The sequence below is a fragment of the Capnocytophaga sputigena genome, assembly GCF_002302495.1.
Taxonomy (GTDB): domain Bacteria; phylum Bacteroidota; class Bacteroidia; order Flavobacteriales; family Flavobacteriaceae; genus Capnocytophaga; species Capnocytophaga sputigena.
In genome coordinates this window covers 171,164-192,219 of the sequence record NZ_CP022379.1, presented here as the reverse complement: position 1 = coordinate 192,219, position 21,056 = coordinate 171,164, and the positions used below count along the sequence as shown (strand labels likewise).

Here is a 21,056-nt window from a genome sequence, read left to right as displayed (position 1 = left end):
AGAAGTTCAAATAAAAAATCTTGCTTTTTATGGAAATAGTTTGTAACTTTGTCGCGTTTAATAAATTATATGTATATGACACAAATATTAAATCACGCTGATATTGAACACAAGATAAGGCGCATTGCTTATCAAATTTATGAAACACATCTTAATGAAGAGGAAATCGTGTTAGCAGGTATCAATGGCAATGGATATGTATTTGCAGAGAAACTTGCAGTAGCATTGGCAGGTATTTCACCTTTAAAAGTGGTTTTATGCCAAATTATAATGGATAAAAAGAATCCATTGATAGGTACTACGATTTCTATTCCTGCTGAACAATATACTGATAAAGCAGTGATAGTGGTAGATGATGTGCTCAATTCAGGGCGTACACTTATCTATGGAGTGAAACACTTCTTAGAAGTACCTTTAAAACGAATTACAACAGCAGTGTTAGTGAATCGCAATCATAAAGATTATCCTATAAAAGCTGATTTTAAAGGTATTTCATTATCTACTTCCTTACAAGAACACGTTTCAGTAACTTTTGAACCAAGTAATTATAGTGTAGATTTGTCGAATTAATCATTTAATTTGTTATGTACACAACACTCATCATTCTCTTTATATCAGCCTTGTTTTTTATGAGCGGTAAAGTCCGTTCCGATTTGGTAGCAATGTGTGCCTTAGTGCTTTTAGTACTTTTTGGTATTCTTACACCCGAACAAGCCTTGTCAGGTTTTTCGGATAAGGTAGTGGTGATGATGATAGGACTTTTTGTAGTAGGAGGAGCTATCTTCCAAACGGGATTAGCAAAGATGATGAGTAGTAAAATCTTGCGTTTAGCAGGTGATAGTGAGGTGAAACTCCTTGTTCTGGTGATGCTTGTTACAGCTTTTATTGGAGCTTTTGTAAGCAATACAGGCACAGTAGCCTTGATGATGCCTATTGTTGTGAGTATGGCAATGAGTGGTAATATCAATAGTAGTAGGTTGCTGATGCCTATGGCTTTTGCAAGTAGTATGGGCGGTATGATGACGCTCATCGGTACACCTCCTAACTTAGTAATCGATGGAGAATTAGTGAAAAATGGCTATGACAAACTCACTTTTTTCTCATTCACCCCTATAGGATTGGTATGTTTATTAGTAGGGATGTTAGTATTGATACCTATTACTAAAATCTTTTTAACTAAAAAAGGAGAAGGAGGAAGTGATAAAGGAAAAGGAGGAAAATCGCTGAGTGATTTAGTAGGTGAATATCAATTATCTAAGAACTTATATCGCGTATTAGTAAACGAAAATACTTTATTCAAAGGTAAGACACTTAAAGAAATTAATCTTTCACAACGTTATCATATTTCAGTATTAGAAATTAGGCGCAAACCTACTTCTAATAATCCTTTCTTTAAAACAGGCAATCAGGAGATTGTAAATGCTGATACTGTAATTTATGAAGGAGATATTCTTTATTTACGAGGTGATTTTGAGTCAATTAAACAAATGAATGTTGAAAATCACTTGAACTTCCTTGATACACACCATCCTGAACAACGCTTACCTAATGAATTACACTTCCATGATATAGGAATAGCTGAAGTGTTGATAATGCCCGCTTCTAAATTAGTAAATACTCGTATTAGTGATAGCAAACTGCGTGAGCACTATGGACTTAATATCTTAGGTATTCAACGTAAGGATACCTATATTTTGCAGAACTTGAAAGACGAAAAGATGCACGCAGGTGATATATTATTGGTACAAGGAACTTGGGATCATATAGCCAAGTTAGATGCCGAAAGAAGTCAGTTAGTAGTATTAGGTCAACCTCTTGCCGAGGCATCGAAAGTAACCCTCACTCATAAAGCTCCTATAGCAGCGCTAATAATGGTAGCAATGGTAGTAGCAATGATGTTCGATTTTATTCCTATAGCTCCTATAACAGCTGTACTCATAGCCTCTCTTCTAATGGTTATTTCAGGTGCTTTACGCAATATAGAAGCAGCTTACAAAACGATTAATTGGGAGAGTATTGTGCTTATTGCTGGTATGTTGCCAATGGCATTAGCCTTAGAAAAAACAGGAGTATCTGCTTTAGTTTCTAATGCATTAGTAGGAAGTTTAGGTGATAAAAGTCCATATATACTATTAGCAGGGGTATATTTCACCACTTCACTAATGACGATGTTTATTAGTAATACAGCCACAGCAGTACTTTTAGCACCTATTGCTATGAAAACAGCTTTATCGTTAGGTTTACAACCTCAAGCATTTATGTTTGCAGTAGCTGTTGGAGCGAGTATGTGTTTTGCTTCACCATTTTCTACTCCACCCAATGCTTTAGTAATGTCAGCAGGACGTTATACATTTTCCGATTATGTAAAAGTAGGCTTACCATTACAAATTATTATGGGGATTGTAATGGTGTTTGTTTTACCGCTATTATTTCCATTTTGATAAAAAGTTGTATCTTTGCCGAAAATTATTAAAAATAAAGAATGAAAAAAAGAATTTCAGATTTTTTGTTAGACGTTTCTAAATACGTATTTGCAGGCTTGTTAATAGCTCCATTATTTAACTCTTCTTTTATATGTAATGAAGCTTGCTGGTGTGCTTTTATAGTAGCTATATTAGCTCTTATAGTAGGACTTTTCCTCTCTAAACAGAAAAAAGGATTAGGAAATAAAAATAACAATAACCGCAATAAAAATTATCGCAAAAATAATAACAATAGGAATAATAACACTGCTGCCAACAAAGCATAACAATTTCTCCTTCAAAAACTATGAAAGTCTATTTTGATAATGCGGCTACTACTCCCCTTTATCCTGAGGTTGTAGAAAAAATAACAGAAGTATTGAATAATACTTATGGTAATCCATCATCTACTCACGCCTTGGGGCGTGGTGCAAAATCACTTATTGAATACAGTCGCAAGCAAATAGCAAAAGAACTAAATGCTTTACCCTCTGAAATTATTTTTACTTCAGGGGGTACTGAAGCTGATAATTTTATTCTCCACAGTTGCGTACGTGATTTAGGCGTACAAGTAGTTATTTCTTCACTTATAGAACATCACGCTGTACTACATACATTGGAAGTATTAGCTAAGAAATATCCTATACAAATAGTTTATGTGAATCTCACGGAAAGAGGAGATATAGATCTTCAACATTTAAAGAACTTACTTGAGCAATATACTGAAAAAAAGGTATTAGTAAGTTTGATGCATCTAAATAATGAGATAGGAAACATTTTGCCTTTGAAGGAAGTAGCTACACTTTGCAAAGAAAAAGGAGCGTATTTTCATTCTGATACAGTACAATCTGTAGGACATTATTCTATTAACTTACAAGAGATTCCTGTAGATTTTATCACAGCTTCAGCTCATAAGTTTCACGGACCTAAAGGAGTAGGATTTGCTTTTATTAGAAAAGGTATAGCTTTACATAGCATCATTACTGGAGGAGAACAAGAAAAAGGTTTGCGTGCAGGTACAGAAGCTGTACATAACATAGTGGGTATGGAAGTAGCTTTTAACTTGTGCTATAAAAATTTAGACAAGAATACTGAAAAACTCAAAAACTTGAAACAATATTTTATACATCAACTCAAACATCATTTTCCTGAGATAGTATTCAATGGAACATCAGAGAGTTTAAAGGAAAGTAGTTATGCTATAGTGAACGTAGGCTTTCCTGCATTACAACAGCAAGATAACACTTTGCTTTTTCAGTTAGATCTAAAAGGTATTGCCTGCTCAAAAGGAAGTGCTTGCCAAAGCGGTAGCGTACAAGTTTCACATGTATTATCGGCTTTTATGCCAAAAGAAGCACTACAATATCCTTCGTTGCGCTTCTCATTTTCAGCTTTTAATACAATAGAAGAAGTAGATTTTCTCATAGAAAGTCTTAAAGAAATCTCCCTTAATAAATACTGATAATAAACTACTTATGTTTATTATAGAGAATAAAAGTGAAAATATTTTCAAAAAAAAGTACGTATATCAAAATATTGTTGTAATTTAGTAGCGTTTTTAAACAATAGTTGTATTTAAATCTTAGATATGTCAGAGGAAAAAAACACATTAGCCATAGAGGACAATCGTTTAGAAGAAGCTTCATTAGTGAATTATGAGGCAATGTCTCTTAGTGAATTAACTAAAGAGTTGAAAGAACTGCTCCTTACCGAGAAAACTCAAGCTATCAAAAAACAAGTGGATGCTATCCGCTATGAATTTGATAAAAAGTACGATGCACTGGTAGAAGAGAAAAGAGAAGAGTTCATTGCCGATGGAGGTGAACCTCATAACTTTTCTTATGAAATTCCTATCTATAAGGAGTTCTACACAGCTTTCAATAACTATCGTGAAAAGCGTAATCAGTACTACAAGGAAATGGAAAAAACTCATAAGGAAAATCTTGCTAAGCGTCGAGAAATTATAGAAGAGCTAAAGAACCTTATCAATACAGAGGAACACATAGGCACAACTTTTAAACAATTCCAGCAATTGCAAGAACGCTGGCGCAAAGCAGGTGCTGTTTTTAATGCCGATTATGAAGACTTGTGGAATACCTACCACCACCATGTAGAAAATTTCTATGACTATATCCACCTAAGTAAAGATTTACGTGATATTGACTTCAAACGCAATTTGGAAGAAAAATTAAAAATCATTCAACGAGCTGAAGCTCTCGCTCAAGATGATGTAGATGCGCTACTTGCCTCACGTGAACTGCAAGTGTTACATCGTATTTGGAAGGAAGAAATAGGTCCTGTAGATAAAGAGCACCGAGAGAGTATATGGCAACGTTTTAGCGAACTGACAAAAAAAATACACGACAAACGTCAATATTACCTCAAAAATTTAGATAAAATATACGAGGAAAATGCTGTGAAAAAACAAAGCATTATCGATCGTATTAAAAAAATAGGAGAAAAAGAACCTACTACACATAATGCTTGGAAGCAACTTTCTAAACAAGTAGAAGAATTGAGACAAAACTTCTTAAACGTCGGAAAAGTTCCTTTGCAACAAGCTGATGAAGTGTGGAAAAGTTTCAATGTAGCTTTGCGAAGCTTCAACAAAAAGAAAAACCAGTTCTATAAAATTCTTAAAAAAGAACAACAAGAAAATTTGACCAAAAAACTAGCCTTAGTAGAAATAGCTAAAGCAAACCAAAATAGCACCGACTGGGAAACTACTACTGAATTGATGAAAAACATTCAGAAAGAGTGGAAAGAAATAGGAAGTGTACCTCTTAGAAACACCGAAAAAATTTGGAAAGAGTTCAAAAAGGCTTGTGATACTTATTTTGCTCATTTTGCAGAAGCAATCCAACATTCTAAGAATAAGGAAAATAATACTCTTGAACAAAAGAAAACCTTCTTAGACAAACTAAAAGAATACCAATTAAGCACTGATAGAGATAAGGAAATAGAAACCTTACAGAATTTTGTGAATGAATGGAATGCTTTAGGAGCTACTCATCATTCTAAGAGAACTATTGACATCAAATTCCACAAAATCATTGATGCATTGTACAAAAAACTCAATTTTGATAAACAAGAAATTGAGATTATTAAATACAACAATAAATTAGAACGACTTATCAATGATGATAATGAGAATTCTCTCAACAATGAGGTAATTTTTGTAAAACGTCGTATTGAGGAACTCAAATCGGAAGTATTGCGATTAGAAAATAACTTGGCTTTCTTTGGTAATATCGATGAGAAGAATCCATTAGTGCGTGATGTAATTAAGAATATCAATAATCAAAAAGAGGCTCTTAAAACTTGGGAAAATAAACTTCGAGAGCTAAAACATTTGCAAAAAGCACAATTAGTTGAAACAGCTGAGGAAAACACAGAAGAAAAAGAATAGTTTTAGTCGTGAAATTAGTATTTGCTACCCATAATCAGCATAAATTAAGGGAAATACAAGCTCTTTTACCTCCAAACATTCAATTGTTGAGTTTGGATGATATCGGCTGTGATGAAGATATTCCCGAAACAGCTACTACCATTGAGGGCAATGCCTTACTAAAAGTACAATACATCCAAAAACACTATCATTGTAATGTTTTTGCTGATGATACAGGTTTAGAAGTTCAAGCATTAAATAATGCTCCAGGGGTATATTCAGCACGTTATGCAGGTGAACACAAAAGCGATGCAGATAATATGCAATTGCTTTTGAGAAATATGGAGGGAATCTCTCACCGAGAAGCTCAATTTAAAACTGTTATAGCCTTGTGCTTAGAAGGTGTTGTATATACTTTTGAAGGTATTGCAAAAGGAAATATAGGTACAACTCCCATAGGAACTAATGGTTTTGGGTATGACCCTATATTTATTCCTGAAAACTCTGATAAAACTTTTGCTGAACTCACTCAAGACGAAAAAAATTGTATCAGTCACCGTGGAAAAGCTTTTGAAAAGTTGTTAGATTTCTTAAATCAAAAAATTCAGTAAGGAAAAGATGAGTTTACTAGAAATTAAAAATATCAAACGCGATTTTAGATTAGGTTCTGAAATACTACACGTACTAAAAGGTATCAATCTTTCCATAGAAAAAGGAGAGTATGTTGCTCTAATGGGACCATCAGGATCAGGCAAATCTACCTTAATGAATATCTTAGGCTGCTTAGATACTCCCACTTCTGGTGAATATATCTTAAACGGAAAAGATGTGAGCAAGATGAGTGATTCAGAGTTAGCTGATATACGTAATAAAGAAATAGGTTTCGTATTTCAAACTTTTAATTTGATGCCACGTACTACAGCTTTAGATAATGTGGCTCTCCCAATGGTATACGCTGGTGTTAAGAAAGAAAAACGACACGAGCGTGCTAAAGAGGTATTGAAATTAGTAGGCTTAGATAATCGTATGCTTCACAAACCTAATGAGTTATCAGGAGGACAACGCCAAAGAGTGGCTGTCGCACGTGCTTTGGTAAATCACCCTTCTATTATTTTAGCAGATGAACCTACAGGAAATCTCGACTCTAAAACTTCTTATGAAATAATGAACCTTTTTGACGAAATTTACCAAAAAGGAAATACCGTTATCTTGGTTACTCACGAGGAAGATATAGCACAGTATGCCAAGCGTATTATCCGATTAAAAGACGGACTTATAGAAACCGATAGTGCTAAGTAAAATGAATATCGGAATTGTTATCCCTGCTTATAATGAGGCAGAAAGCATTGGTACTACTCTACATTCTCTGCTCAATCAAACTTATCTTCCTTCTCAAATTATAGTAGTAGATGATGGTTCTACTGATAGCACTGCTGAGGTAGTAAATCACATTGCTTCTAAGTATCCTATAGTACAATTGATACAACGTGGTGAAAAAGGAGAACACTTACCTGGAGCTAAAGTTGTACAAACTTTCAACTATGGACTTTCTTATCTAAAAGAAGATATAGAAGTGATTTGTAAATTTGATGCAGACCTTATTTTTCCTGATGATTATCTTGAAATACTAAATCTACAATATAGCAAAAATCCTCAATTAGGAATGTTTGGAGGCTTTTGTTATATTGAGAAAAATGGCTTGTGGGTACTTGAAAATCTCACAAATAAAGACCATTTGAGAGGTGCTGTAAAATCATATCGGAAAGCGTGTTTTGAAGCCATAGGAGGATTAAAAATGGCAATGGGGTGGGATACAGCTGATGAGTTATTAGCACGCTATCACGGATGGATAGTACAAACTGATGAAACTCTTCACGTAAAACATCTTCGTCCTACAGGAGCAGGTTATAAAAGCAATGCCCGTTATTTACAAGGAAGCGTATTTTATCGTATGCGATATGGTGTACTTCTTACATTACTTGCTGCAGTAAAATTAGCTGTAAAGAAACGTAGAGGCAAACTCTTCTTAGATTATTGCAAAGGTTTTTACAAAGCAAAACAAGAAAAACAACCTTACTTACTCTCTGCAGAAGAAGGTAAATGGGTAAGGCAATATCGTTGGAAAGGAATTTTTAGCAAATTTTATAACAGATAAATGGAACAAACAAAAGGAAATATATACTTAATCCCCAATTTGTTGGGAGATAGCGCTCTTGATGTATTACCAGCACAAGTGAGCAATATACTGTGTTCACTTACTTATTTTGTAGTAGAAAATGAAAAATCAGCAAGAAAGTTTATCAAACTGATGGTACCAGATAAAAAACAAGCTGATTTACAAATTGCTGTAATTGATAAGCACCAGCGTAATAGTGATTTTAGTAACTTTTTCGCTCCTTGTATGGAAGGAAATTCTATAGGTATTATCTCGGAAGCTGGTTGTCCTGGCATTGCCGATCCTGGTGCTGATATAGTGCGTATAGCTCATCAAAAAGGATTAAAAGTTATCCCCTTAGTAGGTCCTTCTTCACTTTTATTAGCAATGATGGCAAGCGGGCTCAATGGGCAAAATTTTGCTTTCAATGGTTATTTACCTATTGATAAACAAGAACGCAAGAAAATACTGAAAGCCCTAGAACGCAAAGCAAGTGAAGGACAGTCTCAACTATTTATAGAAACTCCTTATCGTAACCAACAAATGTTTAGTAACCTTATGGATAACTTACAAGCTGATACTCTTTTATGTATAGCTTGTGATATTACACTTCCTACTGAAGAAATAAAAACACTCCCAATACATCTTTGGAGAAAGGTAAAAATTGATATACAAAAACGACCTACAATCTTTATAATAGGGGCTTAGAAAGGTAAATACACTATTTTCTTAGTCTCGAAGAAAGGTTCATCGTAATAACTACTGATGTCAGTCAGTACTGCCTTAGGAAAAGGTGCTAACTCCTCAGTAAGTTCGCCACCTTTTAAATAAAGAATACCATTAGAGAGAACGTTTTTAGAAGTCTTCTTGAACTTTCCTTTTACCCAAGGTACAAAATCCTTCATTTGAGTAACAGCACGACTTACTACAAAGTCGTAAGTATCTTTTAGTTCTTCGGCTCTTATTTGCATAGCCGTTACATTGGTGAGCTTTAAAGCTTTTACTACTTCTTGTACTACTTTTATTTTTTTTCCAATAGAATCAACTAATGTAAACTGGCAGTTAGGAAACATTATAGCTAAAGGTATACCAGGGAAGCCTCCACCAGTACCTACATCTAATATTTGAGTACCATCACGGAATTGAATGCATTTAGCTATTGCCAAACTATGTAATACGTGTCGTTCATAAAAATCATCAATATCTTTGCGTGAGATGACGTTTATTTGAGCATTCCACTTTTCATACAATGTTTTGAGCTGTGTGAATTGTTGTTGTTGTTGTTCACTAAGTGAGGGAAAGTATTTGAGTATGATTTCCATAGTTGCTAAAAATATATTACTTTTGTACCCGTTTTTATATTTAACAATGAATTTACGAGCTTTATTATTGATTTTTTTATGGGGCAGCAGCCCTTTGAGTTATGCTCAAGAGCAAGATACCACTTATATTCAACCTTATTCGCAAGAAATATGGCTCAGAGCATATGCACCTACTAAAATGCTCATACTTACGCAAGGGAAAAAGGTTTATTCGCCTAACTACCCATTTAGTTTAGGATTAGGAATAGGTTTGCGCAAGATATTAGGACTTAACGTACTTTATGCACAGAACTTATTCCGACTAAAAAATAAAACTAACCTAAAAACTCGCAGTATAGATATACAAGCTCATAAATATGGTAAACGTATACTTATAGATGCTTATTATCAGGATTATACAGGATTTTATATCGTATAGAGGCAAAGAGAATTACACCCTCTTCCCTACTCTTTCTACCCAGCAAATAGGTGTAGAAAGCACTTACGTATGGCGTGCTGACAAGTTCTCGGCACGGGCTGCCTTTGAGCAAAGCGAACGCCAAGTGAAATCGGCGGGTAGTTTACTTTTTGGCAGTGGTTTCTATTGGCATCGCATAGAACCTGATGCTAAAACAGAAAATGTGAGCACTGAAGCTTTTGAGAATTTTCAAATAGGTTTTCACGTGGGTTATGGCTATTCGTGGGTGGCTGGTAAACATTGGTTACTTACAGGGGCGTTTATTGGTGGACTGAATTTTGGTAACCAAATCGATGTTCTTCAGGATTTCAATATTAAGATTTATCCTACTTCTATAACGCGCTTTTCATTTGTGTATTTGAAAGATGATTGGACTGTAGCCTTATCGGGAATTTTTAATAACAAGTCAGTTTATCCTATGGATAGCAAACCTATTCGCTTGATTACTCCTAGTATACAATTATCCTTTACTAAGCATTTTTACCTCAAAAGGAAAAACTTCCTCACTCGATTACCTTCCCTAAAAGTACGACCAGCCCTTCAACAGAACGGGTAAAGATAAGATATTTATTACCACCTTCCACGATACAATATTTCTTTTTAATTTCTGCTACCGATAACGGATAGTTTTTAGAGAGAATACAATATTTACTACCTTTCTTCAACTCTTTAGGATTGATAGGAGTTACCTCCAAAACACGTCCAGCAAAGGACTTTTTAAGCTGCTCGGAGGTGTATAGATGAGTATTTACGTCCAACTTCTTTACTTCAAAATGCTGCGTTATATAATTAAAAGCTCCTGATTTCAACAAAGCATTATTAGGAATATATAAGTACTTTTTAGGCGCACTATACACCACTTGAGAACTATGCAACACTTCTTCTGCAAATTGCAAAATAGGCTCTTCAGTCTCCAAATTTACACAATGTATTTGTACTTGTGTTTCTATTTCTGTTTTAGCTTCTTGTACTACTAACACCTCCTTTACTTCATTGCGTAAGGCTACCAAATGTATATGTGTTATCTTGGGTAGCGTATGCAACAGATAACTAATATCTATCATAGGTGAGAGTTTGGTAAGCACTTTATCTGCTTTTTGCAATAGTACAGACTGTAACTCTAAGATATTAGGTGAGAGGTCTTCTAAGAGAAACTTCTTTTGTTTGAGTGCGTCTCTACGATCAGGATCAAGATAAATAAGGTTGTAATGTCCTGTTGTTGCTTTCAAAAAAGCTTCTGCGCTTCCATTTATAAAGGTTGCCTTGCACTCTAATACCTGCCAATTATGTTTTACTTTGCTGAGAAGCTCCTCATTTTCCTCTACTAAAGTAACTTCTTTAAACTTTTCAGAAAGAAAGAATGCATCAATACCGAACCCACAAGTAAGATCTAAAAAACGTTCTCCTTGTAAGTTTTGTGCCTTATACTGAGCGGTTGCCTCAGAGGAGGTTTGTTCTAAATTGAGTGTTGGCGGAAACAATACGTTCTCTTTAACAAGCAAGAAAGGTAATTTTTTACCTGCTGTACGTCTGCCTTCAATCTGTTGTACTAATTCTTTGTTAGAAATGCCATTGAACACAGTTTTTTTCAGGAGCAAATCGGTAGTTGCCCCTTTATATTCCTTGATAAAGTGTTGTACGTTCTTGTCTAACAAATTCATAGCGTGCAAAGATAGTGTATTTTTATGAAAATCAAAGCCATTTTTTACGTTTGAAGTAGAAAATCATTGCTAATGAAATAGCTATCATCACCAACCATACTAATGGATATGCCCACCATACTTCTAATTCAGGCATATATTTAAAATTCATTCCATATACTCCAACAATAAAAGTAAGTGGAATAAAAATAGTAGAAATAAGGGTAAGCAAGCGCATAATGTTGTTCATTTTGTTACTCATTGCCCCCATATAGGTATCAGTAAGTCCCCAAAGGATATCGCGGTAGGTGCTGAGTGTTTCCACAATTTGCACTGTGTGGTCGTGGAGGTCACGGAAATAGTGTTTAGTATCGGTGTTGATAAGATAATGAGGGGTTTTCTCAATCTTGTTTACTACCTCACGAGAAGGCACAATTGATTTTTGCAAAAAGATAGCACTCTTTTTCAGCAACTGAATTTCGGAAATCATATCTTCACGAGCGTGAATGATAATCTCGTCTTCAATGGTTTCAATCTTATCGCTTACTTTATCCAAAATCACAAAATAGTTGTCTACAATAGCATCTAAGAGTCCAAATAGCAAATAGTCAGCTGGGCGTTTGCGCAGACTGCTATCAGCACTTTGCAAACGTTTACGTACGGGTTCAAATACGTCTTCTCCTTCACTTTCTTGAAAAGTGATAAGATAGTTTTTACCTAATACCAAGGCTAAGTGCTCTGAAATGAGTTGTTCGTCTTTACCGTAATAAAGCATTTTGATGATTACCAAAATATGCTCATCAAGTATTTCCACTTTGGGGCGGTGTTCGGTATCTAAGATATCTTCTAAAAGTAAGTTGTTTAACTGTACGTAATTTCCTAATTTCTTTACTTCCTCAATATTATTCAATCCATTTACATTGAGCCAAGTTATGCAGTTGTCTGTTATAAAGTTCAAAGCCTCTTCTGCTGATACTACTTTCTTCATTGAATAAGAGGAATCATTATAACTAATGACTTCTATATTAAGAGGCTTTTCTTTGTTACCAAAATACACCAAACTACCTGCAGGTAAACCTACCTTTTTAGAGCGATTTGCCTTGCGTTTCTTCTTGGTAGTAGAGACTATATTTTTACTCATATATAATTATTATATTAAAATACTGGTTATTAATATTTTATCAAGATATTTTAAAGTTAAAGTGTAACTATTGTAACAAAAGCGAAAGCGTTAGTAAGCGTAATAAATGCTTGTTGCTTTTGTTTAAATTAACGGTTAATACACTGATTATTAGTTTGTTTACATAAACACATACATAGTACATAAATACTTTATGAAATATTAATTGAATAAAAGATTCATTTTTTCTTCATAAATAACTTTATACCAATGAAATAACATTATTAAAGTTTTAGTAAAACATTTGTTATCATAGTTAGAATCTCGTATCTTTTGAATAAAGCAAATGTTCTATAGGTACCCAGTGTTTTCCTTCTCGGTGGTACCATACTGTCAAATATTTGTTATCTAAATAGGAAATATCCCAAGTTACTTCTTTGATGAGAATATCATTCTCTTTACTTTCTTTTTGACTGAAACAATTGTATAGTCCCACTCTAAACTCGCTGATGATTCCATCGAACAAGTCATTCATAATAAAAGTAACTTCACTTTTAGGGTGATACTTGTCTTCATAACGATTGATATAATCTTCGTAATTGAGCTTTAGGATATCTACGTAGGGTATAGGAGGTGCCTTATCAGGCAATGGTGTAGCAGGAGGTTCTTCACTTGCAAAATATTGCTTCTCCTCTACCCTATTTTCACAGCTACCAAGTAGTAAAAATAGAAGAATACTTATAAAAAGTGGTTTCATTTTTAATGTATAATTAATAGACTTTGCCAAAGTTTAGATTTAGAAGAGGTTACTGATTAATAGGATATATTTTAGGATGCTTAATTGCTTCTATCAATGCAGTGACTCTCTGGGCTATTGTCTTATTTTTGGAAGTATTTAAGGACTGAAGCAAAGGGATATTTGCTTCTAATAATTCCATAATAGCCACGTGGTAATAGTGTCGATCTAAGGATTTGACAAGTTTTAAAAACTCTTCATCCATAGTGCCATTATAGGTATCATTGAATAGTTTTTCTTTGTAGGCTTCATATTTGGCAACTTTTCCTTTCGTAGCTTTAAAATCTTTAGTTTGTGGAGACTGAGAACTATAATTTGCTGCCTCAAAAAGTGTGAGCATATCACGTAACAATATAACTTTGTTTGCTTTATCCTCTTCTAACAAAGCGAGATAAAATCTCATTCCCCAAGGAGAGAGCTTTATTAGCCACGCTTGTGATTCAAAACTATAGATAAGGTTTTGATAGTCTTTTTCAGTAGCTGCTCCATCAAGTATTTTTACTATACTTTGCTTTACTATATTAGCATTGGTTTCATAAGGGGTACCAAATCTTCGCCAAGGGAAATTTTTAATTAGTTGTTGTAAGTCCATTTGTTATTATAGTTTTAAGAGAGTACCTTCTCGAATGCTTCAGAGAATTTGGTAGGGATAAATTCAATAATTTGATAGGTAGCTATTCGATGCTCGTGAAAAGGATCTTGAGTAATGATGTCTAGTATTTCTTCCTTACTGCCCCCCTTACACAAAATTACCCCTCCCTTGCGAGGCACCTGTGCTCCTGAAGCAACAAAATGCCCTGAAGCATAATACTTATCTAAGTAAGCGCGATGGGCTTCTAAGTGTTTTTCAACCTCTGAAAGGTCTTTCTGATACGTTAAAATAATGATATACATATTATTAGATATTAGTTTTTATTCTTTACTCGTTAGTGTTTTAAGGCGTTGTATTGGCTACTTGTAAAACCTTTCCGTTGAATACTTCTCCCCCATTGAAAGCAAAATCAGCGATGTAGCGCGCCATTTGTTGTGGGGTGATATTAGCTTTATAATCAGGGAAGGCTTCGGTGAGCATCTCAGTCTGTACGGCTCCTAAGGCTAAGGTATTGAAGATAATACCACGCTCTTTATACTCTTCGGCTAAAAGCTCCGATAGGGTAATCAAGGCACCTTTGGAGGAGCTATATGCTGCCAAACCACCGAACTTCAAGCTCCCTTGTATGCCTCCCATACTGCTAATACTCACCACGTGTGCACCTTTCTCCATAAAAGGCAGTAGTTGTTGTGTGAGGAGTGCTACCCCAAATACATTCACTTTATATACTTCTAAAAAGTCGGTTTCTGTAAGGGCTTCAAAAGGTTTGTTGATGAGTTTTCCTGCGTTGTGAATCAAGATATCTACCTTTTGCCATTGCTCTTTTACAAACTGCGCTACGGCTTCTCTATCCGTAGCTAAGGTAATGTCAAAAGAGAAACAACGTACTTTGGGTAACTTCAGTGCTTCTATAGGAGCTGTATGCCGAGAAAGAGCTAAGATGTTATGCCCTTGAGATGCCAACTGTTGTACCAATTCAAAGCCTATTCCTCGGCTGGTACCTGTGATGATAATGTTCTTCATTTTTTTAATGTTCCTTACTTTTTAAAATTTACAAGATGCTAATCTATTATATTTTTCGTATTGAACAGATTGTTTCATAATTACTTCCAAACTTTCATTATTTATTGTTTTTATTGGTTGTAAGTTCTCATCCAATAAAGTATAATCTTTTGCTTTGAAAAAAGATAATAAATGATAAAGTATTTTATTGCAATCACTTCTGAAATCTATTCTTAAAGAAACTGAAGTAACCCTATTTTCTCTATCAAAAAATACTTCCAAACAGTTAGAATCAGTATTGCCATATATATATCTAAATTCTCACTCCAAGATTTAGTCTTTGGCAGAAAAGAGTTCACCTGCATAAAATCTTCTTTATGAATATTAGCGTGTTCCCATAATTCATATTCAAACTCGTCATTAGATATATCTTTCAATATATATTGATTAGGTATGATTGTAAATTGATATTGCCAAAGTGCCATAATTTATTATCCTAAGAGAGGTTTTATTTTTCTACTTTGTAATCTGTAAAACCTAATACATTTCCCGATGGGTCTAAAAACTCAATCGCCCACCCTGTTCTGATGGAAAACGGTGGACTCAAAAACGATACCCCCTTTCCTTGTAACTCATCATATATTTGTTTTACATCATCCACTTCGATCCAAATAGTTGGTTTCGTGTTAGGGAATTTCTTTTTATCTTTTAAAATAATGGCAGGTTCTTCATCTCCCACACTGAAAGCTATCATTCCTATTTCTGAAAAATCAAACTTGATTTTCAATTTTAAGACTTCTGTAAAAAACCGCTTGCTTTCCTCAAAATTTTCTGCAGGAAGAAAAAAATTATCGTAATTCATAATTTATAATTTATTTATCTAATATATACAAGTAAGATAATGATGCTTTTCATATTATCCTAATAAATGCATTTCACCTACTAAAAACAAGGTAAGATAGCCTATTATCATACTGATGATACCTATAATAAGTCCTATTTTTAGCATATCATTTTGTTTTACTAAACCTGTAGAGTACGCAATTGCATTGGGGGGTGTTGATATAGGCAAACACATTGCTGCTGAAGCCGATAAAGCTATACCGATAAGTATGGTAGAGGTACCTCCTATTTCGCCCAATCTTTCTTGCATTCCATTACAAATAGCCACCAAAATAGGGATTAACAAAGCTGCTGCTGCTGTGTTAGAAATAAAGTTACTGAGAACGTAACAAATAAGTCCTGAGGCAATCAACACTACAATAGGTGACCACGATCCAAAGGGTATGGTAGCGATAGCCAATTTAGCTAATCCTGATTCGTTGATGCCTAAACCTAAAGCAAAACCACCTGCTACCATCCAAATAACACTCCAATCAATCGATTGTAAGTCTTTAGCAGTAATCACTCCTGTAGCAGCAAAAATACCCATAGGTATTAAGGCTACGGTATTGGCATCAATACCCGTTAATTCACTGGGAATTAGCCATAAAAAAATGGTAATGACAAAAGTACCACTCACTACCCACATACGCCAGCCGCGGTGTACTTTACCCAAAATGTGTAAGTTGATTGTCTTTTCTTTCAAAGGAAAGAATTTCAGTATCAATCGCCACGAGATGAAGAGCAACAAAAGTACTAAGGGGAACATAAATGCCATCCACTCACCGAAATCAATACCCATATTTAGTCCTTTAGGATTGTTGAGAGCTTGCAAAGCAATGGCATTAGGAGGTGTACCGATAGGGGTAGCCATACCGCCTAAATTAGCAGCAATGGGGATACTCATCGTGAGCGCTGTACGTCCTTTACCACTCGCAGGTAGTACTACAAAAACAGGTGTAAGGAAAGTGAGCATCATCGCCGCTGTAGCCGTATTGCTTACAAACATTGAGAAAATACCCGTGATAAGCAGAAAGCCTAATAGTACATTTTCGCTCTTGCGCCCAAATGGACGTATTAGATTCTTGGCGAGCAATACATCTAAACCTGATTTAGTGGCAGCAATAGCCAAGAAGAATCCTCCAAGAAAGAGGATAATCACAGGGTTAGCAAAAGTAGCCATAATTTCTTCACTACTAAGCAGCTTTCCAAAAATCTCATTCTCTTCAGCTTTAAAGAAAAACAGACTGTGGTTAGAAACCGTTAAACACATTAGAGCGATAATACCCAATGAAGTAGCCCACGAAGGGATTGCTTCACTAATCCACATTAGGGTGGCAAATACAAAAATAGCGATAATTCGCTGATGTATCACTGTTAGACCATTGATATGGAATATGTCGGTAGGGAGATTCCACACTACAATGGTTAAAAACACTATACACATTAAGGCGATGAGGTGTTTTTTTTCAAAGTGATTGGTCATTACATTTTCTAATTCTTTAGGCATAATATTTTGGTAAGTTTAAAATTCAAAGTAATTTAAAAATGCACCGACAAAGGTACGTAAAAAAGAGTAACCTACCAAAGAAAAGCGATAGTTTTTATTGTCGAATTTCGTTGTTTTCAATAAATATAGATTTATGTAAATCTACTATTCCCAAACGCTCACGAGCAAGAAGCTCAATTTCTTGTTTATCTCTTTTCTTCTCATAATCAGTACACAAATCAGCTATAATGTCCTGTAATCCTCTTGCAGTTTTTCTATGATCACTTGCAAAGAATAAGGTATAAGTTTCAGCATCCCCTTGTTTGTATTCTTTCTTCTTTAGGATTTTTTGCAGACCTCGTATATATTTTGCTTTAGTGGCAACTTCTTTAGGTGTTAGAGGAGGAGGTACTACTTCTGTAGTTCTTCCAAGGAAAACATCAAACAATTCAAAAAACATATCTAATGCTTTTTCTCTTGTTTTGGCTTCCAATAAAAGTATACCCGACCATCCTCTACTATCATAAATAATATATCTTTTCTGTAACCAATGGTAGAATTCAGTTAATATTTTTTCACCAGGAATTTTGGTGTTATCTCGCAACATATATCCTATTAGAAAAACGTGAAAACATTCAACATCATATTTCTCTATATACTTCTCAGGTGAAGTTCTCACAAGCTCAATTAGCTCAATCAATGTCAAAGAGTTACTATCTTTTTTACTGTTTTCTAAACAAAAATCACCAAAGAGTTCGAAAAACTGCTTTAAGGCATTCTCTTCTGTTTTGAAAACTGAAAACAGCAAATTTGACCAGTTATTAGTTTTTTCATTAGGATATATCTGTTGTAGCCAAAGATAAAAGTCGCCTAATACTTTTGTTTGTATTGCAGGGTGTGCTTCTTGCCAATTATTGAGAAATATTTCCAAAGCGAAAATACTCTTTTTGCTAATATGTAGCTCAGGGTGAGGTTCTAAAAAAGCTATCAGTTCCTCTATTGATAAATCCTGAGAATGTTCAGAAAAATACTTATTATAAAATTCATCAAATAATATAAAGAAGTAGAGCAAAGCTGCTTTTTCACTTTTCCACATAACAAAAAGCTTTTCTGCCCAATTATCAATATCCCTTGGGTATTTTTCTTGTAACCAAGGGAAAAATCCTTGTTGCAGCAATCGAAGCCCTACATCTTCCCCTTTATAGCGAAGAGCCCAACCATTGAAAAAAGTTTTGAGGTAAAATATATCATACTTCCTAATATACATTGGTGCTCGATATTTCATATATCTAAGAAGTTCTAAAGTAGTGATGTTTTTCATAATCAATAATGTTTTATATTCCCCATAAAGAAGCTTGCAATCTCTGAATATGAGGGTCTTCCACTACATCAATAATAGCTAAAATATGAGCTGGAATACGGATGTGATGAGTGAGCAATTCGTTTAATACATTTTGAAGGGCTACAAGATATTCATCATAGGAAATAAGTTCTTGGGCATTTTCAAGCGCTTTAACCACAATTTTATTTGAGGAACACTCCTCTTTTAGCTGACTAATGAACTCATTGGTAACCAATGCTATAGTATCTTTCTCTGGGTGGTATATATCAATATTTAATTCCTCTTGAATAATTGTAGTAGCTTCTTTTTCAGTAAGAGGAGCTGCTCCATATATCCAATTATCGTCCCACATCTCCAACATTTCAATAACATCAAGTAAGCCATCAGGCATATCCATTTCTGCCCTTAAGCTAAATTGATAGTTGTAAAGGGCAACTTTTTCCGCATTATAACCTTCTTTCCAAAGAGCTTGTAAGCCTTGGATATAATAGACAATAGCTTTTATTTCTTCTGAAGTCATTTTATTACACTTAGTTTTTCTGGGGCATTAATAGGAATTCTTAGTTGTAAGTTAAGTTCAGAACGAGTGATTATATGGTTTGTATCTTCAAAATAGGCTTCCTTAAAGTACTCGCTATTATCTAAAAACAAAAACCATAAAAGTTCGCTACTCTCTTTATGGATAAGGTAAATAAAACCATCTCCTTCCCAACTACATTCACCTCCATACACTTCATATTGAGCATTTTCTGCCACCATTTGTGGATAGAGATTAGAAACATAATCCGCTTCATTATACTTAAAATAACTATCTAAAGTAGATTGACACAATATACGCAGGTGATACTCTTCCCCTAACCATTGCCCTTCTAAAACAAACATATCACCATTAGGGTAAGTAATAGATTTGATAATAGGATAAGTGTAATTTTCAAGAATGTTTTTGATACGTGGATGCATATTTATTTAAGTATTTTTAATAGTTCTTCTGACAAACAAAATTTGATAAGTGCCCATAACCAAAAGACTCCTACAAACAATGATTTCAAACCAATATTAATCAGCGGGTGAAACGGAAAATCCCAGAAGAAGAAACCTCCTATGGCTACGATACCAAAGAAGGTGGTCTGTAGTGTTTCTTTATAAAAAGGTTGTAAGTTGTATTTGCGATACACAAAACCCGACTTAAGAAGATTATACGAAGTAAAAGCTAAAAGAGTAGCAAATCCAGCTCCATTAATCCCATAAATAGGAATGAGCCACATATTCATTAAAACAGTGCCTATGACCAAGAAAATGCCCAAAAATAGCACTGTGCGATAGTAAGGAGAATTGAGTAATACTGCATTGCTGAAACCTACTAGGGCATCAGAGAGTTTCACTACGGATATGATGATAAGCACGCCAAGCCCTGTGCTATAATCCTTATCGGATAGGAGGGCGTAACACTGCTGGGCATTCACCACAATAAGCACACAAATGACCATACTCACAAAGTAAGTATTTACCGTACTGCGCTTGTACAAATCCGCAAGCTCTTGAGGCTTCTGTTGGTTCATAAATTGTGCTGTGAGGGGACTTACAATCTGGTACATACTGCGGTAAGGAATAGCAATCACTGTGGCGGTAAAGATAGCTACATTATACACCGCAATCTCACTAATAGGCAGGTATTGGTTGAGCATAAACTTATCTATGTCCATCAATACAGAAGCTACAGACCCCGATAAAATCACAAAAAGACTATATAAAAAAACTTCTTTCTTGTTCTTTGGCAATCCCCAAGCAAATTCTGGTCGGCGTACATAGAAAGCGAAAACGAACATCAAGAGCATACGCAAGGCATACACCCAGAACACCCCCCACATCAGTTGGTAAAAGTCAATAATACCAAAGTAAATGGCTACTAATAAAAGCATCACCCCTACCCTATGGAATACTTCTTTGAGGAAATTGCCAAAGACAGTTTTTAGCTGTACACGTGTCCACGCATAAGCAATCTCAAAGTAAGCCATTGCTACTGAAGTGAGGAAAATGAGTAAAACGTAATTGCGCACTTCTGTATTCTTTGCCGAAAGCCATTGAGCGATTTGTTCGTACCCGATTACCCCAATAAAGGTAGCAGGTACAATGATGAGCAAAGGTAAAAAGCAAAGCATTAGGTTGAATTTTGCTTGCTCTTCCTTATGCTGGTAAGCCGTATAATAACGTACTAAAGTATTATTTACTCCAAAAGCGATAAGTGGAGAAAGAATAGTAGCAGTGGAAGTAACATAACTCACCAAGCCATATTGTGCTTTGGAAAGGAAATAAGTAAATAAGAAAAGGGTGTTCAGTGCCCCTATGGCAAACCCCAAATAGGTAGCCACTACATTCTTAAACGACTGACGGAGCACTATGCCCATAATA

General features: G+C 34.9%; 25 protein-coding genes. 11 read left to right on the top strand and 14 right to left on the bottom strand.

Going from position 1 to position 21,056, the window contains the following annotated elements; genetic code table 11:
- Positions 1-75: 75 nt before the first annotated feature.
- The 9 genes from CGC57_RS00870 to CGC57_RS00830 all read left to right on the top strand — a co-directional run bounded on the left by CGC57_RS00870 (position 76) and on the right by CGC57_RS00830 (position 8,713).
- Positions 76-570: a phosphoribosyltransferase family protein gene (locus CGC57_RS00870; RefSeq protein ID WP_040361110.1), complete on the top strand. Its 495-nt coding sequence runs from the start codon at positions 76-78 to the stop codon at positions 568-570.
- Between the two features lie 14 nt (positions 571-584).
- On the top strand, positions 585-2,441 hold the full coding sequence (locus tag CGC57_RS00865; protein WP_002679035.1) for an SLC13 family permease: 1,857 nt from the start codon (positions 585-587) through the stop codon (positions 2,439-2,441).
- 41 nt (positions 2,442-2,482) lie between these two features.
- Positions 2,483-2,749, top strand: a complete 267-nt coding sequence (locus tag CGC57_RS00860) for a DUF6722 family protein (protein ID WP_002678945.1) — start codon at positions 2,483-2,485, stop codon at positions 2,747-2,749.
- Positions 2,750-2,769: 20 nt separating this feature from the next.
- Positions 2,770-3,924, top strand: a complete 1,155-nt coding sequence (locus CGC57_RS00855) for a cysteine desulfurase family protein (RefSeq protein ID WP_095897586.1) — start codon at positions 2,770-2,772, stop codon at positions 3,922-3,924.
- Between the two features lie 126 nt (positions 3,925-4,050).
- Positions 4,051-5,871: a DUF349 domain-containing protein gene (locus CGC57_RS00850; protein ID WP_095897585.1), complete on the top strand. Its 1,821-nt coding sequence runs from the start codon at positions 4,051-4,053 to the stop codon at positions 5,869-5,871.
- Positions 5,872-5,879: 8 nt separating this feature from the next.
- Complete coding sequence (locus CGC57_RS00845) at positions 5,880-6,461, top strand: non-canonical purine NTP diphosphatase (protein WP_095897584.1); 582 nt, start codon at positions 5,880-5,882, stop codon at positions 6,459-6,461.
- 7 nt (positions 6,462-6,468) lie between these two features.
- Positions 6,469-7,149, top strand: coding sequence for an ABC transporter ATP-binding protein (locus CGC57_RS00840; RefSeq protein ID WP_002679010.1), 681 nt, complete (start codon positions 6,469-6,471; stop codon positions 7,147-7,149).
- Position 7,150: 1 nt separating this feature from the next.
- The gene (locus tag CGC57_RS00835; protein ID WP_040361106.1) at positions 7,151-8,005 is read left to right on the top strand and encodes a glycosyltransferase family 2 protein; all 855 of its coding nucleotides are present in this window, start codon (positions 7,151-7,153) and stop codon (positions 8,003-8,005) included.
- Positions 8,006-8,713, top strand: coding sequence for an SAM-dependent methyltransferase (locus CGC57_RS00830; RefSeq protein WP_002678936.1), 708 nt, complete (start codon positions 8,006-8,008; stop codon positions 8,711-8,713).
- Here the strand turns inward: CGC57_RS00830 and rsmG are convergent.
- Positions 8,710-9,327, bottom strand: a complete 618-nt coding sequence (rsmG, locus tag CGC57_RS00825; RefSeq protein WP_002679078.1) for a 16S rRNA (guanine(527)-N(7))-methyltransferase RsmG — start codon at positions 9,325-9,327, stop codon at positions 8,710-8,712. The genes CGC57_RS00830 and rsmG overlap by 4 nt on opposite strands.
- Positions 9,328-9,373: 46 nt before the next feature.
- Between rsmG and CGC57_RS13095 the strand changes: the two genes are divergently transcribed.
- A complete protein-coding gene (locus CGC57_RS13095; protein WP_262482410.1) occupies positions 9,374-9,745 on the top strand; it encodes a DUF4421 family protein in 372 nt (123 codons plus the stop codon).
- On the top strand, positions 9,705-10,340 hold the full coding sequence (locus tag CGC57_RS00820; RefSeq protein WP_262482409.1) for a DUF4421 family protein: 636 nt from the start codon (positions 9,705-9,707) through the stop codon (positions 10,338-10,340). The genes CGC57_RS13095 and CGC57_RS00820 overlap by 41 nt, the downstream gene beginning before the upstream one ends.
- On the opposite strand, the gene CGC57_RS00815 is transcribed toward CGC57_RS00820, so the two are convergent.
- From CGC57_RS00815 to CGC57_RS00755, 13 genes are all read right to left on the bottom strand, one after another.
- Entirely contained in the window at positions 10,288-11,445 is a 1,158-nt protein-coding gene (locus tag CGC57_RS00815; protein ID WP_040361104.1) for a class I SAM-dependent methyltransferase, read from the bottom strand. The genes CGC57_RS00820 and CGC57_RS00815 overlap by 53 nt on opposite strands.
- Before the next feature lie 31 nt (positions 11,446-11,476).
- Entirely contained in the window at positions 11,477-12,565 is a 1,089-nt protein-coding gene (gene corA / locus CGC57_RS00810; RefSeq protein WP_002679159.1) for a magnesium/cobalt transporter CorA, read from the bottom strand.
- Positions 12,566-12,860: 295 nt separating this feature from the next.
- Entirely contained in the window at positions 12,861-13,301 is a 441-nt protein-coding gene (locus tag CGC57_RS00805; protein WP_002679194.1) for a hypothetical protein, read from the bottom strand.
- 49 nt (positions 13,302-13,350) lie between these two features.
- Positions 13,351-13,932, bottom strand: a complete 582-nt coding sequence (locus CGC57_RS00800) for a hypothetical protein (protein WP_095897583.1) — start codon at positions 13,930-13,932, stop codon at positions 13,351-13,353.
- A 14-nt stretch (positions 13,933-13,946) separates the two neighbouring features.
- Complete coding sequence (locus tag CGC57_RS00795) at positions 13,947-14,234, bottom strand: YciI family protein (protein WP_002678996.1); 288 nt, start codon at positions 14,232-14,234, stop codon at positions 13,947-13,949.
- 40 nt (positions 14,235-14,274) lie between these two features.
- On the bottom strand, positions 14,275-14,955 hold the full coding sequence (locus CGC57_RS00790; protein ID WP_002678962.1) for an SDR family NAD(P)-dependent oxidoreductase: 681 nt from the start codon (positions 14,953-14,955) through the stop codon (positions 14,275-14,277).
- Positions 14,956-15,167: 212 nt separating this feature from the next.
- A complete protein-coding gene (locus CGC57_RS00785; protein ID WP_157753328.1) occupies positions 15,168-15,371 on the bottom strand; it encodes a hypothetical protein in 204 nt (67 codons plus the stop codon).
- Positions 15,372-15,442: 71 nt separating this feature from the next.
- Positions 15,443-15,796 carry a VOC family protein gene (locus tag CGC57_RS00780; RefSeq protein WP_002679102.1) on the bottom strand — a complete coding sequence of 118 codons (354 nt, stop codon included), beginning with the start codon at positions 15,794-15,796 and terminating at the stop codon, positions 15,443-15,445.
- 54 nt (positions 15,797-15,850) lie between these two features.
- Positions 15,851-17,326, bottom strand: a complete 1,476-nt coding sequence (locus CGC57_RS00775; protein WP_002678938.1) for an SLC13 family permease — start codon at positions 17,324-17,326, stop codon at positions 15,851-15,853.
- A gap of 94 nt (positions 17,327-17,420) precedes the next feature.
- Positions 17,421-18,626 carry a hypothetical protein gene (locus CGC57_RS00770; protein ID WP_095897582.1) on the bottom strand — a complete coding sequence of 402 codons (1,206 nt, stop codon included), beginning with the start codon at positions 18,624-18,626 and terminating at the stop codon, positions 17,421-17,423.
- A gap of 13 nt (positions 18,627-18,639) precedes the next feature.
- Positions 18,640-19,167, bottom strand: a complete 528-nt coding sequence (locus CGC57_RS00765; RefSeq protein WP_095897581.1) for an SH3 domain-containing protein — start codon at positions 19,165-19,167, stop codon at positions 18,640-18,642.
- Positions 19,164-19,607, bottom strand: a complete 444-nt coding sequence (locus CGC57_RS00760) for a hypothetical protein (protein ID WP_002679125.1) — start codon at positions 19,605-19,607, stop codon at positions 19,164-19,166. Before CGC57_RS00760 ends, CGC57_RS00765 begins: the two co-directional genes overlap by 4 nt.
- A gap of 2 nt (positions 19,608-19,609) precedes the next feature.
- A complete protein-coding gene (locus tag CGC57_RS00755) occupies positions 19,610-21,052 on the bottom strand; it encodes a lipopolysaccharide biosynthesis protein (RefSeq protein WP_002679076.1) in 1,443 nt (480 codons plus the stop codon).
- Between the last annotated feature and the right edge of the window lie 4 nt (positions 21,053-21,056).